The organism is Pseudomonas sp. ASL3, assembly GCF_056680425.1.
Genome location: NZ_CM155281.1, coordinates 5675170 through 5700295, shown reverse-complemented (window position 1 = coordinate 5700295; position 25126 = coordinate 5675170). Strand labels below are relative to the sequence as shown.

The 25126-nt window shown below is 58.9% G+C and carries 23 protein-coding genes; 13 read left to right on the top strand and 10 right to left on the bottom strand.

What is annotated here, in order from left to right; genetic code table 11:
- Positions 1–15: 15 nt before the first annotated feature.
- A complete protein-coding gene (gene pdxR / locus AC1MEE_RS26025; protein ID WP_480412362.1) occupies positions 16–1575 on the bottom strand; it encodes a MocR-like pyridoxine biosynthesis transcription factor PdxR in 1560 nt (519 codons plus the stop codon).
- A 91-nt stretch (positions 1576–1666) separates the two neighbouring features.
- On the opposite strand from pdxR, the gene AC1MEE_RS26020 reads away from it, so the two are divergent.
- From AC1MEE_RS26020 to AC1MEE_RS26010, 3 genes are read left to right on the top strand one after another with little or no spacing between them, the layout of a single operon-like run.
- Positions 1667–2290 carry an FMN-binding negative transcriptional regulator gene (locus AC1MEE_RS26020; RefSeq protein WP_480412361.1) on the top strand — a complete coding sequence of 208 codons (624 nt, stop codon included), beginning with the start codon at positions 1667–1669 and terminating at the stop codon, positions 2288–2290.
- A gap of 10 nt (positions 2291–2300) precedes the next feature.
- Complete coding sequence (locus AC1MEE_RS26015; protein WP_480412360.1) at positions 2301–2747, top strand: N-acetyltransferase family protein; 447 nt, start codon at positions 2301–2303, stop codon at positions 2745–2747.
- A 17-nt stretch (positions 2748–2764) separates the two neighbouring features.
- Positions 2765–3439 (top strand): GNAT family N-acetyltransferase, encoded by a 675-nt coding sequence (locus tag AC1MEE_RS26010; protein ID WP_480412359.1) that lies wholly within the window; start codon positions 2765–2767, stop codon positions 3437–3439.
- 348 nt (positions 3440–3787) lie between these two features.
- On the opposite strand, the gene oadA is transcribed toward AC1MEE_RS26010, so the two are convergent.
- Both oadA and AC1MEE_RS26000 read right to left on the bottom strand, forming a co-directional pair.
- On the bottom strand, positions 3788–5596 hold the full coding sequence (oadA, locus tag AC1MEE_RS26005; RefSeq protein ID WP_480412358.1) for a sodium-extruding oxaloacetate decarboxylase subunit alpha: 1809 nt from the start codon (positions 5594–5596) through the stop codon (positions 3788–3790).
- Between the two features lie 11 nt (positions 5597–5607).
- A complete protein-coding gene (locus AC1MEE_RS26000; protein WP_480412357.1) occupies positions 5608–7023 on the bottom strand; it encodes an acetyl-CoA carboxylase biotin carboxylase subunit in 1416 nt (471 codons plus the stop codon).
- 191 nt (positions 7024–7214) lie between these two features.
- On the opposite strand from AC1MEE_RS26000, the gene AC1MEE_RS25995 reads away from it, so the two are divergent.
- Positions 7215–8177 (top strand): LysR family transcriptional regulator, encoded by a 963-nt coding sequence (locus AC1MEE_RS25995; protein WP_480412356.1) that lies wholly within the window; start codon positions 7215–7217, stop codon positions 8175–8177.
- Here AC1MEE_RS25995 and AC1MEE_RS25990 read toward each other — a convergent pair.
- The 3 genes from AC1MEE_RS25990 to AC1MEE_RS25980 all read right to left on the bottom strand — a co-directional run bounded on the left by AC1MEE_RS25990 (position 8119) and on the right by AC1MEE_RS25980 (position 12652).
- A complete protein-coding gene (locus AC1MEE_RS25990) occupies positions 8119–8388 on the bottom strand; it encodes a PA3496 family putative envelope integrity protein (protein ID WP_480412355.1) in 270 nt (89 codons plus the stop codon). The two genes, AC1MEE_RS25995 and AC1MEE_RS25990, sit on opposite strands and share 59 nt — an antisense overlap.
- A gap of 172 nt (positions 8389–8560) precedes the next feature.
- Positions 8561–9427, bottom strand: a complete 867-nt coding sequence (hexR, locus tag AC1MEE_RS25985; protein ID WP_480412354.1) for a transcriptional regulator HexR — start codon at positions 9425–9427, stop codon at positions 8561–8563.
- Between the two features lie 345 nt (positions 9428–9772).
- Entirely contained in the window at positions 9773–12652 is a 2880-nt protein-coding gene (locus AC1MEE_RS25980; protein ID WP_480412353.1) for a putative bifunctional diguanylate cyclase/phosphodiesterase, read from the bottom strand.
- 245 nt (positions 12653–12897) lie between these two features.
- Here AC1MEE_RS25980 and uvrD point away from each other — a divergent pair, with 245 nt between their 5' ends.
- From uvrD to AC1MEE_RS25955, 5 genes are all read left to right on the top strand, one after another.
- Positions 12898–15081 (top strand): DNA helicase II, encoded by a 2184-nt coding sequence (gene uvrD, locus AC1MEE_RS25975; RefSeq protein WP_480412352.1) that lies wholly within the window; start codon positions 12898–12900, stop codon positions 15079–15081.
- Positions 15082–15356: 275 nt separating this feature from the next.
- Positions 15357–16229 (top strand): Tim44 domain-containing protein, encoded by an 873-nt coding sequence (locus tag AC1MEE_RS25970; RefSeq protein WP_480412351.1) that lies wholly within the window; start codon positions 15357–15359, stop codon positions 16227–16229.
- Positions 16230–16364: 135 nt separating this feature from the next.
- Positions 16365–16772 (top strand): SMI1/KNR4 family protein, encoded by a 408-nt coding sequence (locus AC1MEE_RS25965; RefSeq protein ID WP_480412350.1) that lies wholly within the window; start codon positions 16365–16367, stop codon positions 16770–16772.
- Between the two features lie 195 nt (positions 16773–16967).
- On the top strand, positions 16968–17453 hold the full coding sequence (locus tag AC1MEE_RS25960) for an acyl-CoA thioesterase (RefSeq protein ID WP_480412349.1): 486 nt from the start codon (positions 16968–16970) through the stop codon (positions 17451–17453).
- Between the two features lie 122 nt (positions 17454–17575).
- Positions 17576–17968 (top strand): DUF3301 domain-containing protein, encoded by a 393-nt coding sequence (locus tag AC1MEE_RS25955; RefSeq protein WP_480412348.1) that lies wholly within the window; start codon positions 17576–17578, stop codon positions 17966–17968.
- Positions 17969–18187: 219 nt separating this feature from the next.
- On the opposite strand, the gene AC1MEE_RS25950 is transcribed toward AC1MEE_RS25955, so the two are convergent.
- Positions 18188–19165: a CobW family GTP-binding protein gene (locus tag AC1MEE_RS25950; RefSeq protein WP_480412347.1), complete on the bottom strand. Its 978-nt coding sequence runs from the start codon at positions 19163–19165 to the stop codon at positions 18188–18190.
- A 40-nt stretch (positions 19166–19205) separates the two neighbouring features.
- On the opposite strand from AC1MEE_RS25950, the gene AC1MEE_RS25945 reads away from it, so the two are divergent.
- Positions 19206–19571, top strand: a complete 366-nt coding sequence (locus AC1MEE_RS25945; protein ID WP_480412346.1) for an NADH:ubiquinone oxidoreductase — start codon at positions 19206–19208, stop codon at positions 19569–19571.
- Position 19572: 1 nt separating this feature from the next.
- Here AC1MEE_RS25945 and zigA read toward each other — a convergent pair whose 3' ends face one another.
- Positions 19573–20781, bottom strand: coding sequence for a zinc metallochaperone GTPase ZigA (gene zigA, locus AC1MEE_RS25940; RefSeq protein WP_480412345.1), 1209 nt, complete (start codon positions 20779–20781; stop codon positions 19573–19575).
- A gap of 107 nt (positions 20782–20888) precedes the next feature.
- On the opposite strand from zigA, the gene AC1MEE_RS25935 reads away from it, so the two are divergent.
- Positions 20889–21290, top strand: a complete 402-nt coding sequence (locus AC1MEE_RS25935) for a glutamine synthetase (RefSeq protein ID WP_480412344.1) — start codon at positions 20889–20891, stop codon at positions 21288–21290.
- Positions 21291–21299: 9 nt separating this feature from the next.
- Here the strand turns inward: AC1MEE_RS25935 and AC1MEE_RS25930 are convergent, their stop codons facing one another.
- Positions 21300–22526 (bottom strand): N-acetylmuramoyl-L-alanine amidase, encoded by a 1227-nt coding sequence (locus AC1MEE_RS25930; protein WP_480412343.1) that lies wholly within the window; start codon positions 22524–22526, stop codon positions 21300–21302.
- Between the two features lie 102 nt (positions 22527–22628).
- Between AC1MEE_RS25930 and folE2 the strand changes: the two genes are divergently transcribed.
- Both folE2 and AC1MEE_RS25920 read left to right on the top strand, forming a co-directional pair.
- Complete coding sequence (gene folE2 / locus AC1MEE_RS25925) at positions 22629–23525, top strand: GTP cyclohydrolase FolE2 (protein ID WP_480412342.1); 897 nt, start codon at positions 22629–22631, stop codon at positions 23523–23525.
- Positions 23526–23591: 66 nt separating this feature from the next.
- Positions 23592–24485: a metal ABC transporter solute-binding protein, Zn/Mn family gene (locus AC1MEE_RS25920; RefSeq protein ID WP_480412341.1), complete on the top strand. Its 894-nt coding sequence runs from the start codon at positions 23592–23594 to the stop codon at positions 24483–24485.
- 36 nt (positions 24486–24521) lie between these two features.
- Here the strand turns inward: AC1MEE_RS25920 and AC1MEE_RS25915 are convergent, their stop codons facing one another.
- A complete protein-coding gene (locus tag AC1MEE_RS25915) occupies positions 24522–25043 on the bottom strand; it encodes a DUF3617 domain-containing protein (protein WP_480412340.1) in 522 nt (173 codons plus the stop codon).
- Between the last annotated feature and the right edge of the window lie 83 nt (positions 25044–25126).

Genomic DNA, 25126 nt, shown 5'->3' with positions numbered 1-25126 from the left:
GAGCAGAGTAAACCTCTACTCCTTCCAGACCCGACGCAGCTTGTCCAACGCCTCGCGGATGCTGTGTTCAGGCACGGCAGCAAAACCCAATACCATGCCCGCACGGTTATCCTCAGGCTCGCTCGACGTCGGCAGCCAATAGTCGCTCAGCGGGTTGATCTCGACCCCGACACTGTCGGCCTTTGCCACCAGCTCGCACTCCCGAGCCAACGTATCCACGGGCACTGCGACATGCAGCCCCGCCACCACCTTCGGCATCACCCCACAGCCGCGTATCCCTTCAGGCCAGTCGGCCAACAGCGCATCGCGACGACTCAAGGCGGCGCGGCGCATGCGCCGGATATGCCGCTGAAAATGCCCAGTAGCGATGAATTCAGCCATCACCGCCTGCGTGCCGACTTCAGAGTGACGCATGTCCACGGCCCGCCGCTGACTGAACGCCTCCACCAGCCCCAATGGCAGCACCAGATAGCCCAGACGCAACGCCGGGAAGGCGATCTTGCCGAAGGTGCCGACATACAGAACCCGACCGTGCCGATCCAGGGCCGCCAAAGGGGCCAATGGCGCGCCGCTGTAACGGTACTCACCGTCGTAGTCGTCCTCGACGATCCAGCTCTGGGTGCGTTCCGCCCAAGCCAGCAGTTCAAGGCGCCGAGCCAGGCTCATGGTCACACCCGTGGGGTATTGGTGCGACGGTGTGACGTAGGCCAGCTTGAAATCACTTTGCTCCAGTTGCGCGCAACGCATGCCCTCGTTATCCACAGCGATACCGTGCAAGCGCGCCCCCGCGATGGCGAACGCATGACCGGCCGCCCGATAACCGGGATTCTCCACCGCGACAGCGTCCCCCACCTCCAACAGCAGCTGTGCACAAAGGCTAATTGCCTGCTGCGCGCCGCTGGTGATCACTATTTGCTCAGCACTGCAGTGCAGGCCACGGGAACTGCGCAAATACGCCGAAATCAATTCACGCAGACGCCAATCCCCGGCGGGCTCGCCGTAGCCCAACTGCCCCAGATCCGGTTTTCGCCAGAAAGCCGCGTGTAACTTGCCCCAAACGCCAAACGGGAACAGGTCAAAAGCCGGCACACCCACCCGAAAAGCCCGTGGCGCATCGCCTCGTGGCTTGGCCAAATGATGTTGCTCAAGCAGATTCAGCGCCGTGCTGTGGATAACTTTGCTGGATAAAACACCAGGTATTTCTACCTGTTTTGTGGATAAACCTGTGGGTAAGCCTGTTGATAACCCTGTGGACACTTTTGTGGATAAATTTTTGACCGACCTCTTTGACGCGACCGTCTTGGTGGGCAATTGCGCGACATAAGTGCCATCCCCAATGCGGCCCTCAGTGAAACCCTCGGCATAGAGCTGGTCATAGGCGCGCATCACGCTATTGCGCGAGATGGATAACGACGCCGCAAGGTCACGACTGGCCGGCAGACGCGTGCCACTGCTCAAACTGCCGTCGAGAATTCGCTGGCGCAAGCTCTGATACAGCTGGCGGCTCAGCCCTCGGTGGCGGTCAAGTTCGATGCCCGCAGGATCGAACGGAAAGGATGGCGCACTGGCGGGCATGGAATTGGTCCTATGAAATTGACCGGTAATGGCTCTTACAACCAACCAATAGGGTGCCTAGGATTTAGCCATTGGCCAAGGAAAAAATCGTATGTACATCCCCAGCGCATTCAACGAAGACGACTTATCAACCCTTCATCGACAAATCGAAGGCCCGCGACTGGGCATTCTCGTGACGAATGGTCCGCGAGGCCTCCTGGCCAATCACATCCCGCTGCTACTCAGCCCTGAGCAAGGGCCCTACGGCGCCCTTTACGGGCACTTGGCTAAAGCCAACCCGCAATGGCAGGAGCTGGCCACTGGCTCCGAGGTCTTGCTAATCTTTCCCGGCCCGGATGCTTACGTCAGCCCGTCGTTTTACCCGAGCAAGGCTGAACACGGCCAAGCGGTCCCGACCTGGAATTACCTCGCGATCCACGCCTATGGCACGGCCGAGGTGTTCCACGATGCGCATCGCCTGCGCAATCTGGTCAGCGCCCTGACCGAGAAGCATGAGGCGGGTCGAACCAAGCCCTGGACGCTGGAGGACGCGCCTGCTGACTACATCGACAAAATGCTCGGCGCCATCGTCGGCTTCGTGGTGCCCATCAGCCGCCTGGAGGGCAAACGCAAGCTCACCCAGAACCGCAGCGCAGCCGATATTGCCGGCGTGCGTGACAGCCTTGCAGCCAGCGTTGAACCCAATGACAACGAAGTTTCCCGATTGATGCGCTAAGGAGAGAGCAATGACCGACGTCCAAATACGCCCCGTCACCCCGAAAGACCACGCTGCATGGCTGCCGCTATGGGAGGCGTACCTGAAGTTCTACAACACTGAGCTCGCCGACGACATCAGTGAGTCCACCTGGCAACGCTTCCTCGACCCGAGCGAAACGACCAATGCCGCCCTCGCCTGGAAAGATGGCAAGGCCGTCGGCATGGTTCATTACATCTACCACCGCTCCAACTGGAGCATCGAGAACTCCTGCTACCTGCAAGATTTGATCGTTGCTCCGGAGCAGCGCGGTACCGGCCTGGGAAGAAAGTTGATCGAGTTTGTCTACGCCGACGCCAAGGCCGCCGGAGCCATCAAGGTCCATTGGTTGACCCACGAAACCAATGCCACGGCGATCCAGTTGTACGAACGCATCGCCGAACGCCCCGGCTTCATTCAATTTCGCAAAGCGCTCTAAGCTCAGGAAACCTGTTTATGTCGATCGATCTACTGCACTGGCAACCGGCCAAAATCCCGAACGCCAAACCTCTGGAAGGCCGTTTCATTCGCCTGGAAAAACTCGACGTGGCACGTCACGGCGATGGCTTGTGGCTCGCCTTGCAAGGTCCGGAGGCTGATCAGAAGCTCTGGGACTATTTGCCTTATGGCCCCTTCAACGAACGCAGCGCATTCGACGCGTGGCTCAAGCGCAATGCGGACGGCAGCGATCCGTGGTTCTACACCGTGATTGATCGCCATACCGGCGTTGTGGATGGCTACATCTCCCTGATGTGCATCGTGCCCGAGCATGGCCGCATCGAAATTGGTCACGTCACCTTCGGCGCCGCCATGCAGCGCACGCCAAAAGGCACCGAAGCGATCTATCTGTTGGCCGTAGAGTCATTTGCCTTGGGCAACCGGCGTCTGGAATGGAAATGTAACGACAACAACCAGCGCTCCAAACGCGCCGCCGATCGCTTCGGCTTCACCTTCGAAGGCACGTTCCGCCAGCACATGGTGGCCAAAAACCAAAATCGCGATACCACTTGGTATTCGATCACCGACGAAGAATGGCCGGCGTTGCAGCGGGCGTTTGAGGGGTGGTTGGCTGTGGATAACTTCCGTGATGGGCAACAGGTTCGGACGCTGGAAAGCTTCCGGGAGCTGTGAAGTTCGCACAACCTCTGCAGGAGACCCCGCCCCGCCTTCGACGCCGCGCTGTCGCGCAGCAAACTGGGTCTCGATTCTGCCCGGAGGGCGTAGGAGCTGACTTGTCTGCGATCGAGCGCGCAGCGGTCGTAGAATGGCAAAACGCGGTGTGACTGGATGGACTGGGGATACCGGATTACGACTGCTGCGGTCGAACGCGACCCCGGACCGATCGCAGACAAGTCAGCTCCTACACAGGCTGTGTGATCGACGCAACCCCCTGCGAATTCGCGAATGGGTTTATGTCAGACGAAAAAAAGGGGAGCCACGAGTGCTCCCCCCAGAGTAAACAGTTAAGCGGTCAGCGAATCAGCCCTCGATTTCCACCAGGATTTCGCCGGGGTTGACCCGATCGCCTTTGGCGACGTGGATCGCGGTGACCTTGCCAGCGATGGAGGCCTGTACTTCGGTCTCCATTTTCATCGCTTCGGTGATCAGTACGGCCTGGCCGGCCTTGACCATGTCGCCTTCCTTGACCAGTACGTCGACGATATTGCCCGGCATGGTGGTACTGACGTGACCCGGTAAGTTGGCTTGCGCACGTTTGCTGGCGCCGCCACCGACGAATTCGTTGAGCGGCTCGAACACCACCTCTTCCGGCATGCCATCGATGGTCAGGTAGAAGTGGCGCTTGCCCTCGGACTTGACGCCAACACCGGTAATGTCGACGCGGTAGCTTTCGCCGTGTACATCGATCACGAACTCGGTCGGTACGCCTTCGCCGCCCGCCTTGGTCACGCCACCCGCTTCCGGGATCGGCAGCAGCACTTCAGGAGTCAAGGTGCCAGCTTCGCGTTCTTCGAGGAACTTGCGCCCAATGTCCGGGAACATCGCGTAAGTCAGCACGTCTTCTTCTGACTTGGCCACCGCGCCGATGTCCAGACGCAGCTTGACCATCTCAGGCTTGAGCAAATCAGCTGGACGCACGTCGATCAGTTCTTCGTTGCCGATGGCCTGACGCCGCAGTTTTTCATCGACCACACCCGGCGCCTTGCCGTAGCCGCCTTGCAGGTAGAGCTTCACTTCGTTAGTGATGGTTTTGTAGCGCTCGCCAGCCAGCACGTTGAAAAACGCCTGAGTGCCGACAATCTGTGAGGTCGGGGTCACCAGCGGCGGGTAGCCGAGGTCTTTACGCACTCGCGGAATCTCGGCCAGCACTTCACCCATGCGGTTCAGCGCACCCTGCTCTTTGAGCTGGTTGGCGAGGTTGGAAATCATCCCGCCTGGCACCTGATTGACCTGCACGCGGGTATCGACCGCCGTGAATTCGCTTTCGAACTGGTGATATTTCTTACGCACGGCGTAGAAGTACAAGCCGATTTCCTGCAACAGCTCCAGGTTCAAACCGGTATCGAATTCGCTGCCTTTGAGTGCGGCAACCATCGACTCGGTACCCGGATGGCTGGTGCCCCAAGCGAAGCTGGAGATCGCGGTGTCGATATGATCGGCGCCGTTTTCAATCGCCTTGAGCTGACACATGGCGGCCAGGCCTGCGGTGTCGTGGGAGTGGATGAACACCGGCAGTGATTGCTCGGCCTTCAGCGCCTTGACCAGTTCACCCGTGGAATACGGTGTCAGCAGGCCGGCCATGTCCTTGATCGCGACCGAGTCGCAACCCATGGCTTCCATCTGCTTGGCCTGGGCGACGAAGGCTTCGATGGTATGCACCGGGCTGGTGGTGTAAGCGATGGTGCCTTGGGCGTGCTTGCCCGCCGCTTTGACCGCTTCGATGGCCACACGCAGGTTTCGCACGTCGTTCATCGCATCGAAGATGCGGAACACGTCGATACCGTTGACCGCCGCCTTGGCGACGAATGCACGCACCACATCGTCGCTGTAGTGGCGGTAGCCCAACAGGTTCTGGCCGCGCAGGAGCATTTGCAGACGGGTGTTAGGCAAGGCTGCGCGAAGTTTGCGCAAACGCTCCCACGGGTCTTCCTTCAAGAAGCGTACGCAGGCGTCGAACGTCGCACCGCCCCAGACTTCCAGCGACCAGTAGCCGACTTTGTCGAGCTTCTCGCAGATCGGCAGCATGTCTTCAGTGCGCATGCGCGTCGCCAGCAGCGACTGGTGGGCGTCACGCAGGATGGTGTCGGTTACATAGATCTTCTTGGACATTGTTGTATTCCTCACAGGCCTGCGTGGGCGGCAATAGCGGCGGCGATGGCCAAAGCCAGCTCTTCGGGTTTGCGCTTGATCGAGTAGTTGGTCAGTTCGGGGTGGCTTTCAACAAAGCTGGTGTTGAACTGACCGCTACGGAATTCCGGGTTACGCAGGATTTCCTGGTAGTACGCGGCGGTGGTCTTGACCCCTTGCAGACGCATGTCATCCAGGGCGCGCAGGCCACGGTCCATCGCCTCTTCCCAGGTCAGCGCCCAGACGATCAGCTTCAGGCACATCGAGTCGTAGAACGGCGGAATCGTGTAGCCGGTGTAGATCGCCGTGTCGGTGCGCACGCCGGGACCGCCAGGCGCGTAATAACGGGTGATCTTGCCGAAGCTCGGCAGGAAGTTGTTTTTCGGGTCTTCGGCGTTGATTCGAAACTGCAGGGCAAAGCCGCGGTGAATGATGTCTTCCTGCTTGACCGACAGCGGCAGACCAGAGGCGATGCGGATCTGCTCACGGACGATATCGATGCCGGTGATTTCTTCGGTGATGGTGTGTTCCACCTGCACCCGAGTGTTCATCTCCATGAAGTACACCTCGCCCTCGGCGAGCAGGAACTCCACGGTGCCAGCGTTCTCGTAGCCCACCGCTTTGGCCGCACGCACCGACAGGTCGCCGATGTAGGCGCGCTGTTCCGGGGTCAGTTGCGGGCTGGGGGCGATTTCGATCAGCTTCTGGTTACGGCGCTGGATTGAGCAATCGCGCTCAAACAGATGCACGACATTGCCAAAGCTGTCACCGAGGATCTGCGCTTCGATGTGCTTGGGGTTGACGATGCATTTTTCGAGGAAGACTTCCGCTGAACCAAAGGCTTTGGTCGCTTCCGAGATCACACGCGGGAATGCCTGTTCCAGCTCTTCACGGCTGTTGCAGCGTCGGATACCCCGACCACCGCCACCCGACGTAGCCTTGAGCATCACCGGGTAACCAATGCGCTCACCTTCGACCAGTGCTTCAGCGATATCGGCAACGTTGCCTTCAGTGCCAGGCGTGACCGGCACACCGGCCTTGATCATGCTGCGCCGGGCTTCGGTCTTGTCGCCCATGCGGCGGATGACTTCTGCCGACGGGCCGATGAATTTGATTCCGCGTTCGGCGCAGATGTCCGCCAGCTCGGCGTTTTCCGAGAGAAAGCCATAACCGGGATGCAAGGCATCACAACCGGTTTCCACTGCCAGGTTAACCAGCTTGCGCGGGTTTAAGTAGCCAGCGAGCGGTTCGGCACCAATGCTATGGGCTTCATCAGCGCGTTTGACATGCAGGGCATGGCGGTCGGCGTCGGAATAGATCGCGACCGAGCGAATACCCATCTCGGCGCAGGCGCGCACGATCCGGACAGCGATTTCACCGCGGTTGGCGATCAGGATTTTTGTTATCACTGGCGTTTCCTCGACCGTTAGAACAGACGAACCGGCTAAGCCGATCGGCGTGTGACCGCGTATTGCGTTGCGGTGGCATTGCGATAGCCACCCTATGCCTGAAGAGGGATTAACAAAAATCAATAAAAGTTGGGATGTGTATAAGTAAAACCTTATAGTTGGTTTCTCAGCCATTGGCATAGGTGCGAAAGATGCGTAAGTCATTGATGCGTATGACATTGCGTCAGCTACGGATTTTCAACGAAGTGTGCGACCTGCGGTCCTACAGCCGTGCCGCCGATGAAATGGCCCTCACGCAACCGGCCGTTAGCCTACAGATTCGTCAGCTAGAAGAGCTGATTGGTCAGCCGCTGTTCGAGTATGTCGGCAAAAAGCTGTACCTGACTGAGGCCGCTGAAGCGCTTCAGGCCGCCAGTCGCGACATCTTCGGCCGCCTGGAAAACCTCGACATGCAGCTGTCGGACATGCAGGGTTCGTTGCAAGGTCAGCTCAAGCTGGCCATCGAATCCAGCGCCAAATATTTCGTCCCGCATCTGTTTGCCGCGTTCAAGCGGCAGTACCCCGACGTGATGCTGAACCTGACGGTGGTCAATCGCGCACAGGTGATCCGGCGTCTGTCGGATAACCGTGATGATCTGGTGGTGATGTCGATGGTGCCACAGGACATGGGCTTGGAATTCATGCCCTTCCTCAACAACCCAATCATCGCCGTGGCGCCGCCGGATCATCCGCTGTGTCAGGTCGAGCAGTTGACGCTGAAGGATCTGGAACCTTATCCCCTGCTGATCCGTGAAACCGGTTCAGGTACGCGTAAAGCCTGCGAGGAGTATTTCAAAGAGAAGCGCGTTCACTTCACTCAGACCCTTGAAGTCGCCTCAGCCGAAGCTCAGCGCGAAAGCGTGGTGGCCGGTCTTGGGGTGGCGCTGCTGACTCGCCATGCGCTGAGCCTGGAACTGGCCACCGGCATACTGCGCGAGCTACCGGTAGCCGAGTTGCCGCTGTATCGCAGCTGGTGCGTGGTGCAAGCCAAGGCCAAACCGCTGTCGCCGGTAGCTCACGCCTTTCTTGCATTCATCCGCGCCGAACGTGCGCAGATCAGCCAGCTTGTTGAGCGTTTCGACGGGAACCTGCCGCACGCTGTTGCCAGACGTTGAGCGCACCGGATTCAGGGCCGGAAAGGTCGAAATAATCAGAAAGCTCCTGCGCCAGTTGACGCTGCTCGGAATAGCTTTCAATCGCGCGACGGAACTCCATGCGCCGCTGATCTTCCTGCTGTCGGCGGGCATTCTTTGAGCTAGTAGCGGAGGTGTGAGCGGCGGTCGCGGTGTTAGCGTGCTGCTGCGAGTCATCGTAGTGCCGAGGCATATCCTGTCTCCCATTACGTGTGTGGGAGCTTGAGCATGATCGCCGGCAATGACGATTGCGCGGCGAACAGGTGACAGGACGATGAACAGTTTGCGGCGTTCATTCACAGGCAAAGGCGACGCGATCCACTGTGGGAGCAGGCTTGCCTGCGAAAGCTGCCTGACACACCCTGTCAGTCATCCAGCGCCTTGACCGACTTCGGCGACAGGCGAAGGCTGCGCAGGCTGCGTTTGACGCTCTTGAGGTGGTTGACCAGGCTCGGCCCACGCGCCATGGCAACACCCATCGCCAGCACGTCGATCACCACCAGGTGGGCGATACGCGAAGTCAGCGGTGTATAGATTTCGGTGTCTTCGTGAACGTCGATAGCCAGATTGATGGTCGACAATTCGGCCAACGGCGTCTGGCTCGGGCACAAGGTAATCAGTGTGGCACCGCTTTCTCGGACCAGATTGGCCGTGATTAGCAGGTCTTTCGAGCGCCCCGATTGGGAGATGCAAACCGCAACGTCGGTGGGCTTGAGGGTTACCGCCGACATGGCCTGCATATGCGGATCGGAATACGCCGCGGCGGTCAGCAGCAAGCGGAAGAACTTGTGCTGCGCATCCGCCGCCACCGCGCCTGAAGCACCAAAACCGTAGAACTCCACGCGCTGGGCCAACGCCATGGCGGTCACTGCCGACTGCAACGCCTGGGGATCGAGATTTTCTCGAACCTCCATCAGCGTGTGCAAGGTCGTGTCGAAGATTTTCAAGCTGTAGTCAGCAACCGAGTCGTCTTCATGAATCGCAAACTGACCGAAGCTGGCGCCAGCAGCCAGGCTCTGCGCCAACTTGAGTTTCAGATCCTGAAAACCGGTGCAGCCGATGGCACGGCAAAACCGCACAATGGTCGGCTCGCTGATACCAACGCTGTGCGCGAGGTCAGCCATGGAGCTGTGCATCACGGCCGCAGGGTCAAGCAGCACGTGGTCGGCAACCTTGAGTTCCGACTTGCGTAACAGATGGCGTGACTGGGCGATGTGTTGCAACAGATTCAAAGGGAAGGACTCGGTTATGACGGCTTGGCCGGATTGTAGCTTTCTTGTAGTTATACTACATGACCTGCGGCCCGCCCAGCTAAACGAGCTTGGGGCGGCTAACTGCAGGATCTGTCGCCGACCCCGTGTAGGAGCTGACTTGTCTGCGATCCAGTGCGAAGCGCTGGCAAAAATGGTGAATTCACCGCCGCTGGAAGGTCCTCCGTGTCGGACGCGACCCCGGCCTATCGCAGACAAGTCAGCTACTACGCCCTCCGGGCAGAATCGAGACCCAGTTTGCTGCGCGACAGCGCAGCGTCGAAGACGGGGGGGGATCTCCTACAGGGAATCGGCGTTGAGTCGAATTCACACCCAAGTATCCGGCCCATACTCCCTCAACAACCGCCCTACAGCCTCCGCCTCCATTGGACGACTGATCAGATAGCCCTGCACTTCATCGCAATCGTGAGCCTTGAGGAATCTCAGTTGCTCCTGGTTTTCCACACCTTCGGCCACCACTTTCAATTCCAGGCTGTGAGCCATGGCGATGATTGCGCGGGTGATGGCCGCGTCTTCAGTGCCCTCGCCCAAGCCGCGAATGAAAGTCTGGTCGATCTTCACGTAATCCACCGGGAAGCGTTTCAGGTAACTCAACGACGAATAGCCGGTGCCGAAATCATCGATGGCCAGTTTCACCCCCAGTTCGTGCAACTGGTGGAAGGTCGCGATGATGTGTTCCACGCTGTCTAGCAATTGGCTTTCCGTCAGTTCCAACTCGAGGTAGTGCGGCGCAAGTCCGGTCTCTTCGAGTACTTGCCGAACCAGGCTGACCAATTTGCCCTGGCGCAATTGATGGACCGACAGATTGACCGACACCCGAATCGGCTCCAGCCCCTGACGCTGCCACTCGCATGCCTGCCAACAGGCCTGACGCAGCACAAACTCGCCAATCGGCCCGATCAGGCCGGTCTCTTCGGCCAGGCCGATAAAATCCCCCGGCGGCACCATGCCCATCGTTGGATGCAGCCAGCGCACCAGCGCCTCGGCGGCGTTCAAGTGGCCGGTCGCCAGACAGAGCTTGGGCTGATAGAACACTTGCAACTGGTTCTCGTCGATAGCCTTGCGCAGCTGATTTTCCAGCTGCAAACGCTCCAGCGTGCTGGCTTGCAGGCTCTCGGTGTAGAACTGGAAATTGTTGCCGCCCAAATGTTTCGCATGTTGCATGGCCATGTTCGACTGGCTGACCAGCGCCGAGATCTCACGGGCCGAGTCGGGCAACAGGCTGATCCCCACCGACGCGCTGATCACCAGTTCCTGCCCGACCACCCACAGTGGCATGCGCAACTTGGCCAGCAGACGACTGGTGACTCGCGCCAGGCTGGATAAATTGCCATAGGCGTCGAACAGCACGGCGAACTCGTCACCCGACAACCGCGCAATGGTATCGGCCTCGGGCAACGCGCTGCTCAGGCGCCGTGCCACTTGCCGCAGTAACTGATCGGCCACCTCATGCCCCAGGCTGTCATTGAGCAGCTTGAAGCGATCGAGATCGATGTGCAGTAACGCCAGGCTTCTACCGCCCTGACGCACACGCTGGCTGGCTTCGCGCAAGCGCTCCTTGAACAATGAGCGGTTGGCCAGACCCGTCAGCTCATCGTAGTGAGTCAAGTAACGCATACGCTCTTCGGATTCGCGCCGTGCCGACAGATCGGCGAAGAAGCCAACGATATGGCTTACATTTCCCCGAAAATCACGCACTACGCTCAGTTGGAGCCATTGCGGGTACACCTCGCCGCTTTTTCGGGTTTCAACCAACTCGCCCTGCCAGCTACCGTTTTGCTCCAAGGCCTGACGGATTGTCTGAAAGTAGCGTCGGGCATCGCGGCAGCATGCCAGTTCAGTGACGTTGCGCCCCAACATGTCACTCTGCGGGTAACCGGTTACCCGGCTGAATGCCTGATTGAGTGCCAGCAGGGTGTAGTTCGGATCGAGAATGACGATGCCTTCGCTTGCCGCTTCGAAGACCGTGGCTGCCAGTCGACGCTGTTCTTCCAGCTGTTTACCGGCGCTGACGTCGCGGCGGGTGCCGATCATACGAATCACCCGTCCACTGCTGCTGTGCTCCACGGCGCGGCCGCTGTCTTCAATCCAGACCCAATGCCCGGCGCCATGACGGAAGCGATACGTGACCTTGTAGTCGTCGGTACGACCCTTCAAATGCTCGACCATCGCGTGCCGCAGCAGCGGCAAGTCTTCGCGGTGAATGCGCGGTTTGAGGTGGCTGAGCACGCCCGTTACCTGTTCCGGCTCCAGGCCGAACAGTTCCTTGATCTGCGTGTGATGGACTTCGTCGGTTTGCAGATTCCAGTCCCACAGGCCCAATTCACTCGCCTCGAGCGCCAGGGCCAGCCGCTCCTCGCTCTTGCTCAGCGCTTGATTTGCCGCGTCCAGTTCGAGGCTGCGCTGCACGACTCTGGCTTCGAGCCCGGCTTGAGCCTCGCGCAAGTCCCGCTCAGCCCTGCGCCGCTGCTCGATTTCCCGCGCCAGTTCATGATTGAGCTGCTCACCCTGGGCCTGGGCCTGCTGCAAGTGCTCGATCAGCGCCTGATTCTGGAAACGCTGCATCAGCCCCTGGAGGATCAAGCGATTGACCTGCAAGGCTACGACGATCAACGCCACCAGCAGAATCAGGCCGAGCCAGCCCCAGCCGTGCTGCTGCTCATCACCGTGCAAAAAAAGGAAGGTGATCGAGGGCAACAGGCATGACAGGGTAAAGGTCAGAAACGCCGGCATGCTCACAGCGTAAGCGACACTGGCCGACAGCGTCGCGGCACCGATCAGGCCGAACACCCAGGCTTGCTGCACGAAACTGTCCACCGGGACCAGGGCGATCGCCGCACTGGCAAGGGTCAGGCCGCTGACGACTGCGCCCAACAGGAACATGCCACGCCAGATCGGTCGTGACTGGTGCAACGGCGGTGCAGCGTTGAACGCGGCAACCTGCATGACGCGCAAACCCACCAGCGTTGTCAGCCAACCCAGCCAAATGCTGACCAGCAGATAGCGCTGCGGGCTCCAGAGCAACCAGGCGCAGACCAGACCGTTGAGTAACATGAACAAGGTCGGCAACAGCGAACCCTGATAAAGCAGGCGCGTGCGTTCCGCCGCAAGCTGAGTGGCAAATTGCTCGCGGATCACTCGCCGAGTCGCAACTACGGCGCTCGAGGAGCTGATGCTAAAGGTCATAGGCAGTGTTCTTATAATGGTTGAGCCTTAAACGTGGACGGAGCATACACAAGCCGCCCGGCAGACCAAACTGCCCTGGATCATTAAAAACGCTGATTGGCCTCCCCTCGGACCCCATTCCAGACACCTCAGGCACGGCCCGTAACGCTTGTAGCCCTGACTGACCGGTCATCCCCGGCATGACATTTATCGCATCGAGCAAAGCTTGGTTTGCCCGACTTCGCCCAGCACCCTAGAATGCGCCGATGCGCGATGATCTCTCCCTTCTGCTGAATTCCCTCAACGATGCCCAACGTCAGGCCGTAGCTGCCTCCGTGGGCCGTCAGTTGGTCCTGGCCGGTGCTGGTTCCGGCAAAACCCGTGTGCTGGTGCACCGCATCGCCTGGTTGATCCAGGTCGAGCAAGCCTCGTCACACTCGATCCTGTCGGTGACATTCACCAACAAGGCCGCGGCCGAGATGCGTCACCGCATCGAGCAGCTGATGGGTATCAACCCGGCCGGCATGTGGGTCGGTACCTTCCACGGCCTGGCGCACCGCTTGCTGCGGGCGCATTGGCAGGATGCCGGGCTCAACCAAAACTTCCAGATTCTCGATAGCGATGACCAGCAACGCTTGGTCAAGCGTGTGATGCGCGAGATGAATCTGGACGAAAAGATGTGGCCGGTGCGTCAGGCGCAGTGGTTCATCAACGGCCAGAAGGACGAAGGCCTGAGACCTAAGCATATTCAGGCTAGCGGTGATTTATTTCTGACGACCATGAAGGCCGTCTACGAAGCCTACGAGGTCGCGTGCCAGCGTGCCGGGGTCATCGACTTCTCTGAGCTGCTGCTACGCGCCCTGGACCTGTGGCGCGACAACCCAGGACTGCTAGCGCATTACCAGCGCCGCTTCCGTCATGTACTGGTCGACGAGTTCCAGGACACCAACGCCGTGCAGTACGCTTGGTTGCAGCACCTGGCCAAAGGTGGCGACAGCCTGATGGTGGTCGGCGATGATGACCAGTCGATTTACGGCTGGCGCGGCGCGAAGATCGAGAACATTCACCAATACTCGGCAGACTTTCCGGACGCCGAAGTCATCCGTCTGGAACAGAACTACCGCTCCACCGCCAGCATCCTCAAGGCCGCCAACGCGCTGATCGTCAACAACACCGGGCGTTTGGGTAAGGAACTGTGGACCGATGGCGGTGACGGCGACCTGATCAATCTGTACGCCGCGTTCAACGAACACGACGAAGCGCGTTACGTGGTCGAAACCATCGAAAGCGCGTTGAAAACCGGTCTGATGCGCAGCGACATCGCCATTCTCTATCGCTCCAACGCCCAATCGCGGGTGCTTGAAGAAGCGTTATTGCGCGAGCGGATTCCTTACCGGATCTATGGCGGCCAGCGCTTCTTCGAGCGCGCCGAAATCAAGAACGCCATGGCGTACCTGCGCCTGCTTGACGGTCGCGGCAACGACGCAGCGCTGGAGCGGGTGATCAACGTTCCGGCTCGCGGCATCGGTGAAAAAACCGTCGAAGCGATCCGCGACCACGCCCGCCACGCTGACGTTTCGATGTGGGAGGCGATGCGCCAACTGATCGCCAATAAAGGCCTGACCGGCCGCGCAGCCGGTGCGCTGGGTGGGTTTGTCGAACTGATCGAGAATCTGGCGGCGAAAGTCATGGAGATGCCTTTGCATCTGATGACCCAGACTGTGATCGAGCAATCAGGGCTGATCAACTACCACAAGGAAGAGAAAGGCGAAAAAGGCCAGGCTCGGGTAGAAAACCTTGAGGAATTGGTCAGCGCCGCGCGCAACTTCGAGAATGCCGAAGAAGACGAAGAGCTGTCACCGCTGGCCGCTTTTCTCGGCCATGCCTCTCTGGAAGCGGGCGACACTCAGGCCGATGAGCACGAAGACAGCGTGCAATTGATGACCTTGCACAGCGCCAAGGGCCTGGAGTTCCCGTACGTGTTCCTGGTGGGCATGGAAGAAGGCCTGTTCCCGCACAAGATGAGCCTGGAAGAGCCCGGCCGTCTGGAAGAGGAACGCCGACTGGCCTACGTCGGCATCACCCGCGCCATGCAACAGCTGGTGATGACCTACGCCGAGACCCGCCGTTTATATGGCAGCGAGACCTATAACAAGGTGTCGCGCTTCGTGCGCGAGATTCCACCGCCGCTGATTCAGGAAGTGCGGCTGTCCAACAGCGTCAGCCGGCCGTTCGGTGGGACCCAGAAAATGGGCACCAGCAGCCTGTTCAACGGCACTGGCATCCCGGAAACCGCATTCAGCCTCGGTCAGCGCGTCCTGCACTCGGTGTTCGGCGAAGGCGTCATTCTCAACTTCGAAGGCGCTGGCGCTCAGGCACGGGTGCAAGTGAATTTCTCCGAAGGCAGCAAATGGCTGATGATGGGCTACGCGAAGCTGGAAGCGATCTGAAAGTACCGGTCCGGCCTATCGCAGCCTTCGGCAGCTCCTACAGGGTTCGGGACGTACATAAACCCATGTAGGAGCTGCCGGAGGCTGCGATCCAGCGCGAAGCGCTGGCAGATACTTCCTACGCATTTTTATCCATTGGCCTACAAACCCAGCAGGCGTAGCCTTTATAGCTACTCAATAAATTCAAGCAAAAGTTCGAAACACTAAGTCGCTAGCCATAGCCATTGCTCCTGTGCAACATGGCGCGCGTGCAATCCACAAATGGGAATTCCCTTATGCAACGTTTTCTAAGCATCGTTTTGACGCTGTGCATCGGGCTCACAATGAGCCTCGACGCCAATGCGCGCTTCGGTGGCGGCAAGTCCTTCGGTTCGGCGCCAAGTCACCAAACCCGCCAGGCTGCACCAGCTTCTCCGTCGGCTGCACCGAATTCCGCCACCGCTGGCCGTCCTGCTCCTGCTGCTCCTGCTGCTCCCGCTGCAGGCGGTGCTTCTCGCTGGCTCGGTCCGTTGGCCGGTCTCGCTGCGGGTGGTCTGCTCGCCTCGATGTTCATGGGCGGCGGCTTCCACGGCATGCAGTTCTTCGACATCCTGATCATGGCCATCATCGCCTTTGTGATCTTCCGGTTCATCGCCGCACGTCGTCGCAAGCAACAGCCGGACATGGCCGCCGCAGGGCATGCGCCGTTTCAGCGTGAAACCATCGAGCAACCGGCTCAAGCGTCAGGGTTCGGCGGTTCATCCGCAGCACCGGCTGCACGTCCGGTGATCAACGCACCGGCCTGGTTCAATGAACAACGCTTCCTCGAAGCCGCTCGCGGCCACTTCCAGTCGCTGCAACAGCACTGGGACGCCAACGAAATGGACAAGATTGCCGAGTTCGTCACACCTCAGATGCTGCAATTCCTCAAACAGGAACGTGCCAACCTGGGTGACGGCTTCCAATCGACCTACATCGACAACCTGACCGTGCAACTCGACGGCCTGGATGATCGCTCGGATAAAACCGTTGCGACCCTGACCTTCGCCGGCCTGTCCAAGACGTCGCGCTTCGACCAGGGTGAAGTGTTCAGCGAAAGCTGGAACATGGAACGCCCGCAGGGTGACAACCAGCCTTGGCTGGTTGCCGGTATCCGCCAGAACGGCTGATACCTGTCCGGTACCCACGTAAAACCGAAACCCCGGACCTGTCCGGGGTTTTGTTTTATCCGTTCGGGTAGTTATTTTGAGAAAAGCTTTAGGCTACTGTATAACCCGCGCCATTAAGTTCAGAGGATCCAGGACGTGGAAGAAGTCATTGAAGAGCTGCGTGAAAAGAACGAACCAGTACCGGTACCCCTTGAGCTGCCTGACGAGGATCAGCTGGTAGAGATCGAAGAACAGCTGTTCATCGACATCCCGTTCGTCTTTAAAGAATTCCTGCTGACCGTCAGCGACGTGGTGTATGGCAGCCTGGAGCCGGTCACCGTGACCGACCCACAATCCCATACCTACCTCCCGGAAGTCGCCGCCACTGCCTGGGACGTCGGCGTGCCGCGCGAACTGATTCCGATCTGCCAGGACGGTGAGAACTACTACTGCGTCGAAGAGGACGGCACTGTCGTGCTGTGGGACGCAGAAGAAGAACTGGTGGTTGAAGAGACCTGGGAATCCGTCTGGCACTGGGCACGGGATGTCTGGCTGGAAAGCTGATCCGGTATCGAGGCGCCGTTCGGCTCAACGCCAGGATGGCGCCAGGAAGCAGGTGCACTATGTGGAAACAGATGCACTTGCGCGTGACGGGAGCAGGCCAGCCAGCGTCCGGTTATTGATGTACAAAAACCGAACCAAGAACGCGAGCACCGCCATAAGGTGCATATCTGTCACACCCAGCCTTGTGAGCACGCTATGGAACCCGGAAACGCCCAGCTGTCGATGACTGTATTGATGACCCCGGACATGGCCAACTTCTCTGGCAACGTGCACGGTGGCACCTTGCTCAAATACCTTGATGAAGTCGCTTACGCCTGCGCCAGCCGTTATGCCGGGCGTTATGTGGTGACCCTGTCTGTGGATCAGGTGATTTTTCGTGAGCCGATCCACGTTGGCGAGTTGGTGACCTTCCTCGCGTCGGTCAACTACACCGGCAACACCTCGATGGAAGTGGGGATCAAGGTCGTCACCGAGAACATCCGTGAGCGCTCGGTGCGGCACACCAACAGCTGCTTCTTCACCATGGTCGCGGTCGACGATCAGCGCAAACCCGCCACCGTGCCGCCGCTGGAGCCGGCCAACAGCGAAGACAAGCGCCGTTACATCCAGGCCAAGCAACGGCGGCAGATTCGTCAGGAGCTGGAAAAGCGCTATCAGGAAATCAAGGACGAGGCGCCTTAAACCCAGGGCGCTGGACAGCAGACAGGCGAGGGCCAAAAAGGGGACGAAATTTAAGTCGAGCGGTATGGCTGTAAATCGTCAGACCCAGTTAAGCTGAACGTACTTTGTTGGAGCACATTTTCATGCTGACGCTGGGAAACCTTTTTGTGTTGATGCTGCTGGCAACCGGCTGCGCCTGGCTGTGGCACTCCCATGGTTTGCGCGAGCGGGCACTGGAGCGAGTCAAGCAACACTGCGCCAAACTCGACATCGAGTTGCTCGACGGCAATGTCGCGCTGCGCCGCCTCACGTTCGCCCGCGATGCCAACGGCAGAAAGCGTCTGGCGCGTGTGTATAACTTCGAGTTCACCGTGACCGGCGAGCAGCGGCACCCCGGCACCATCACCATGTTCGGCGCACATACCGCGCAAATCGAGCTGGCGCCCTACCCGTTCGAAATCAAAACCCCGCCACCCAGCGCCAATGTGATCGAGATGAGCCAGTGGCGACAGGATCACAGTAAGTGGAAGCATTGAGCCATTCGAACAATCCAGTTCCTATCAAACAGCCTTTAAGTAATTGAAAAATAAAGCATAAATTTTCAGCCAAGCGCCGATCCCCTGTAGGAGCTGACTTGTCTGCGATCGGCTGCGAAGCTGTCGCAAATTGGCTGAACACGATATCGCTGGAAGGTCCTTCGGCCCTTATCGCAGACAAGTCAGCTCCTACAGGGGATCGGCTGTGGATAACTCACTTCAGAGCAAGCTCGCAGCCAGTCCCGCTTGCAACACTGCTTCATCCTGAGGCTCGGTGAAGATCAATTCCAAACGTGAATCCCGACGCCATTCGCTGTTTTGCCAATGAATGGCGGCACCATCCAGTGCATTACCGGACAGCCAGCCCGCGTTGCTGTGGATAACCAGCTTGGCCCGCCGCCACGCCAGACTGTTGAGCCATTGCTGCACGCGCATCAGTTCGAAACGCTGGCTTGGGTGCCAGCGCCAGCCGATGCTCCATCCCTCCGACTGGCCCTGACTCAGGCAGATCGGCTGGCGTGGATCGGTCCAGATCGCCGGCAGCTGCGCCAGTCCCTTGTGGGCGACCTGATTGTCCACAGGCGACTTATCCACAGCGCCTGACGCTTGCGCGTCGATGCCCGGCAGGTCTGCCAATGGCAAGACGGCTTGTTCGGTCCAGAACAGCGGACGATCTGGCAGTCGCTGGGCGATTTTGTCGCGAGCCGCAGCGTCGAGTGATTCGGACTTGTTCATCACCAGCAAACCCGCACCGCCCAACGCCGCTTGCTGGCTTTCGGGTAATGGCTGACCTGCCGCCATCGCCGTCGCATCGAGCACCATCACGCAAGGCTGAACCGTCAGTACACCTTCCCAAGGCGGCTCACGCAGCTGTTCCATCAACTGCGCCGGATGGCCCAACCCTGAAGGCTCGATCAGCAGTCGATCCGGCCGCGCCTTGCGCAACAACCGGCCCAAGCCGATCTGAAACGGTGCGCCATTGACGCAGCACAGGCAGCCACCGGCCACTTCGCCAAGTGCGATACCATCGTCAGCCGTGGTCAACAGCGCAGCATCCAGACCGATCTGGCCAAACTCATTGATCAATATTGCCCAGCGCTCGTCGGCAGGCTTTTGCGCCAAGAGTTGCTTGATCAGGCTGGTCTTGCCAGCGCCCAGAGGGCCTGCGATGACATGGGTCGGTATGTTCTGCAGCATGGCGGCCAATTCTTGAGAGTAAAGGGTACGGGGGTAATTGATGCGCGTGATCTGGCTGGCAACACTGTTATTGATGACATCGAGCGAGGTGTGGGCCGAAGCCTGCGTGGTGCACAGCCAGGCCGAACGGCTCGACGTCAAAGTCTGCCAGGAAAACCGCAACATCCCACCGAAGCTGTTTCACGACGGCTTCTGCCAGCCGCAACTGGCCGGGCAGAAAATCGAAGTGGAGTTCGTCGAACAATGCCCTTCCGGTTCCTTCGGCGTGTGCAGTAATGCCCAAGTCGCCAATATGCCCTATCACCAGAACATTCACTATTACGGCGTCGCCAGCGATGCGCACTACCTCAAACCGTTTTGTGAAGGGCAAAGCCAGGGTCAGTGGCTGACGCCGGACGCAAAATAGATCAAGCCGCCACGTCTTCATGCCAAGGCCCGAACGGGTCCGCAAACAAACGCCAGCCTTCAACGCCGACCGCCATTTCCGCGTCGGTCAGCAGACAGCTGTCCAGTTCGTCGGTGAGTCGCGCGAAATTGATATGTTGCCCGATGAACACCAGTTCCTGACGGCAATCGCCGGTCTCCGCGACCCAGTTCCCCATGATCGTCGCGGTACTTTCCTGATCCTGCGGCCAGTGCTGTTTGGGTACGAAGCGCCACCAGCGGCCGGCAAAACCATGGCGCATTAAACCGCCTGCTTGCGACCAACTGCCTGCCTCTTCGTGCTTGCTCGCCAGCCAGAAAAAGCCTTTGGAGCGCAGTAGTTTACCGTTGACCCACTCGCGGTCGATGAAGTCGAAAAAACGTTGTGGATGAAACGGCCGACGTGCGCGGTAAGCCGTCGAAGCGATACCGTACTCTTCGGTTTCCGGCAGATGTTCACCGCGTAACTCCTTGAGCCAGCCCGGCGCCAGCGACGCGCGTTCAAAGTCGAAACGACCTGTGTTGAGGATTGTTCCCAAGGGGATTTCACCCATCACCATGGGGACGATTTCCGCTTGGGGATTGAGCCGCTCCAGTATCGCGATCAGCTCATGGCGCTCGCTGGAGGTGATCAGGTCAATTTTGCTGATCAGAATCACGTCGGCAAATTCGATCTGCTCGATCAGCAAGTCGGTGATCGAGCGCTCGTCATCCTCACCCATGGTTTCGCCACGGGTCGCTAGGCTTTCGGCGGCTTGATAGTCGAGCAAGAAGTTCATGCCATCAACCACCGTGACCATGGTGTCGAGGCGTGCCATGTCGGCCAAGCTCTTGCCTTGTTCGTCGCGGAAGGTGAAGGTTTCAGCCACGGGCAATGGCTCGGAAATCCCGGTGGATTCAATCAATAAATAATCAAAACGCCCATCCTGCGCCAGACGACTGACCTCTTCGAGCAAGTCTTCGCGTAAGGTGCAGCAAATGCAGCCATTGCTCATCTCGATCAGTTTTTCTTCGGCGCGGTTCAAGCTGACGTCGCGTTGAACTTCACTGCCATCGATGTTGATTTCGCTCATATCATTGACGATTACCGCCACCCGCAGATTCTCGCGGTTGCGCAGCACGTAATTGAGTAAGGTACTTTTGCCGGCGCCGAGAAATCCGGACAACACGGTAACGGGTAGACGGTGGGGCATCAGGTACTCCTCAATGGACGCTGGTCATCAACCGCGGGCGGGCTGCAGAGTTAATGTTATATTATAACAACACGAAATAGCCAACTCGTCTGACAAAGGTCGTTTTGATGAACCCTATTTTCAAAGGTTTGATTGCCGTCGCCCTGATGATGAGCGCACACGCCCAGGCCCAGGCCCACGCCGCCCCCACGCAGATGCAGGTGCAAACCACCCATTGCACGCACAGCGCCAACCTGTTGGCTTGTAGCGATGCACTGGGTAATGGTTACAGCGTCGCCACGGCGGGTGGAACCACATATTTGCGCGGTTACGAAGTGCAAGGCAACCGGCTCTGGGCGCAAACCAATAGTCGTTATGGCCAACTAACGTTCTTTACCGGCCTGGCTTCAAACGGCGAAACCTGGATCGGTTACAGCCAGCGTGTGGGTTGGACCACCATCACCCGGGTCTCCAGCTCCGATGGCACGCGCAGCAAAATCACTTGCAACCGCATAAGCGGCTGCCAGTAGCGAACTGCATCACACCTGCCCCTGCTTCTGCTCTTGTTGCCAGGCCATGTAGGAATCGGTCGGTGGGTTGCGCTGGAAATAGCGCTGCAAACCTTCGAACAAGCCATCAGCCACCGCCTGTTGATGGCGTGCGGTCACCAACCGCTGGCTGTCGCGAGCGTTGGAGATGAACCCGGTCTCAACAAGGATCGACGGGACATCCGGCGACTTGAGTACCGCAAACCCCGCTTGTTCGACGCGTTTCTGATGCAGCGTGGTGATACCTGCCAGGCTGCCGAGTACGGTATTGCCCAGCTGCAGGCTGGCGGCGATGGTGGCGTTCATCGACATATCGAGGATCACCCCGGCGAGCATCGGGTCTTTGTCTTTGAGGTTGAGCAGGCTGGTCGCTCCGATCAGGTCGACACCGTTTTCGCGCTGGGCCATGAATCGCGCCGTGGCGGACGTCGCGCCGCCTTCTGAAAGCGCATACACCGAGGCGCCGGATGCGGTCAGGCGTGGCGCGGCGTCGGCATGCACGGAAATGAACATATCGGCGTTGTGCTTATGAGCGATCTCGACCCGCTTGCGCAGCGGCACAAAGAAATCATCGTTACGCACCAGCCGCACATCGAAGCCCTTCTCGCGTTTCAGGCGTTTGGCCAACAGCTGCGCGATGGACAGCACCACGTCCTTCTCGCGCTCACCTTTGGACCCGATGGCGCCTGGGTCCTTACCGCCATGCCCGGGATCGACCACCACCATGATGTCGCGCTTGAGATGAGCCTTGTCTCGTGGTGGCGTCGGCTGCTCAGGCGGCGCGGCGGTCACTGCCGCCAATTGCACGGGCGCATGCACGGCATTGCCTAGATCCAAAACCAGACGATGGCCTTGCGAGCCTTCCGGGCCGAGAAGGAAACTGGAGAGCTGCACTGGCGCATTCAGGTCCAGCACGATGCGTGTGTCGCCCTGGCCAAAATGCCCGGAGCGAATCGATCTGATTGGCGTGTTCGCCAGTGCCAACTGGCTGAAGTCGCCAGTCAACTGCGCACCGCTCAGGTCGATGATCAAGCGCTCCGGCGCGCTCAAGGTAAAGGTTTTGTACTGCACCGGACCACTGAGGTCGAACACCAGGCGCAGCTTGTCGTCAGTTCGCCACAGACGGGCATTGCGGATTTGCGTGGCGGATGCACCCAACGGTAAAGCGAAGGCCGCACTGGCCAGAAGCAGGTTGAGCAACATTTGACGTCTGTGCATGGCATGTACCGTTGAATAAGAGAGCATTCGAGCTCAAAAAAGTTATCGTTGGCTTGATAGTTATAATATAACATGCCGTTTTCGCCCAGACGATGAACCTTTATGAACGCGCTGACGCTACCGGATATCGCCGCGCAAGCATCACGCCAGGCCTTACCGCTGGATTGGGTAGGCATGTGCGGTATCGCTTTGCCGATCTTGTTTAATGGTCAGCGCGTCAGCGCCCAAGCGGATGCGGGCGTGAGCCTCGACGATGGCGAAGCGCGTGGCATTCACATGTCACGGCTGTATCTGGCACTGGAGTTGTTCGAGGAGGAAAACCTCACACCCGCCCTGCTACACCGGGTTTTACAGCGATTCATCGACTCTCATGACGGTCTGTCGAACAACGCCTACCTGCGTATTCACACCGACCTGCTGCTGAAGCGCCCGGCATTGGTCAGTCCTCTGACCGGTTGGAAATCTTATCCGGTGACAATTTTGGCTCGGCTGGAACATGGAGTGTTCCACGTGGAACTAAAACTCGATGTCAGCTATTCCTCAACTTGCCCTTGCTCAGCCGCGCTGGCCCGGCAATTGATTCAGCAGCAATTCATCGCAGACTTCGCTCATCAGCCCCTTGACCACGCAGACGTACTGGCGTGGCTCGGAACAACCCAAGGCATCGTCGCTACACCTCACAGTCAGCGCAGTAGTGCCTTGCTGCATCTGCATTTGGATTCGTATGTGGATGAGCTACCGGTAACCCTGCTTATCGATCAAGTGGAAGCCGCCCTGGGTACTGCCGTGCAAACCGCAGTGAAACGCGCGGATGAGCAAGCCTTTGCCTTGGCCAACGGCCAGAATTTGATGTTCTGCGAAGATGCAGCACGGCGACTCCACTTGGCACTCAGGTGCGTCCCGGCTATAAAAGCCTTCGATCTGAAAGTGATTCACGCTGAAAGCCTGCACGCTCATGACGCCGTCGCCCAGAGCAGCTGGTACCGGAATGCCACATAATGGCCGCATAGGGGTTGCGCTGGAGCGCGTCCTCCTTCGCTCACACTCCCAATGAGGTGTCACCCGATGCGCGTAGTTTTCGTGCTACTCAGCCTATTACTGCTGCCGCAGTGGTTGTCGGCCGCGGAGAAATTAAAAGTCATCACGAGCTTCAGCATTCTGGAAGACATGGCCTATCAGGTCGGTGGCGATAACATCCAAATCATCAACATCGTGGGCGCGGATAAAGACACCCACACGTATACACCCACAGCCGATGACACTAAAAACGTGCTCAAAGCAGACGTGATCATCAAGAACGGCTTGGGCTTCGAACCATGGCTGGACCGTTTGGTGACCAGCTCCGGCACGAAAAAACCAGTGGTCATTGCAAGCACCGGGGTCACTCCGCTCACCCTGGAAGATAACGGCAATACCGTTAGCGACCCGCACGCCTGGCAGAGCCTGTCCAACGCCGAGCTCTACGTGAACAACATCGCCAACGCTCTGAGCGCTGCAGACCCGACCCACACGAATGCGTACATATCCAACAGCAAGGCATACACCAAACAACTCCACGCCTTGCTGGTTGAAGCCCGGCTGAAAATCGGCACCCTGCCACCCGGTGCGCTACCTCCTGGTAGCCGCCGTTTTGTGACAGCGCACAATGCGTTCGGTTATCTGGGCAAGTCGTATGAGATTGAGTTCATCGCACCGCAGGGGTTGTCCACCGAAGGTGAGCCCTCCGCGGCCGAGGTCGCTTCGTTTATCAGCCAGATCCGTGCATCCAAGGCCAAAGCCGTATTCATGGACAACATCAAAGAGACGCGTCAGCTGCAACAGATTGCTGACGACAGCGGCACTCCTGTCGCCGGCATGTTGTACTCCGACGCCCTCGCAGCGAAAGGTCCGGCCAGCACATTCGCCGGCCTATATGAATACAACATCAACGCCCTGCATGACGCACTAAACAAGCCGTAACGTCTGATACCGTTGGGAGCGAGGTGCACCTGGAGATCACGTACGTGGCTTGACCGCCCCGCACTCCTGACCCAGCCATACGGCGCGGGTGTCCATGCTGCCGTTCTGCGGAGTGCCCGTGGCATTGAATGTACCGACAACTTTAGTGCTGAACTCACGATCATTGATGAACTGGGCTACACCGGTGCCCTGCGCTTTGGGGCAGCTGAAACGGAATTTCCAGGTCTTGCCGTTGCGGTCGGTGATCTGCTGATTGCAGCCGGACTTCGGGTCCGTCAGCGGGATCTCGTCGGACTTGACCTGGTCCTGTGTCAGGCATACCCGCACACCCTTCCCGCCCAAAGTCACACCCTGTTTCTGCATCATCTGCTCCATCATCGCTTGCTGCTCTGGCGCAAGGTTTTTCAACTGCCCGAGCATCACCTGCAAATCCGGCAACGGCTGACCGTCCACCTGCATGTTGCTCGACGTCAGCTCCCACAACCCTGGCTGCAGCATCTGCGCCTGGGCGATCGGCGCGGCCAAACAAAACAGCAAAGCCGAAAAACGTTTGTTCATATGCACAATTCCTTAGTGATAAAGCGACCGGATACCCTCCAGCCTGACGATGAGCCTTAGACGACGCAAGCGTCCTCCAGTTG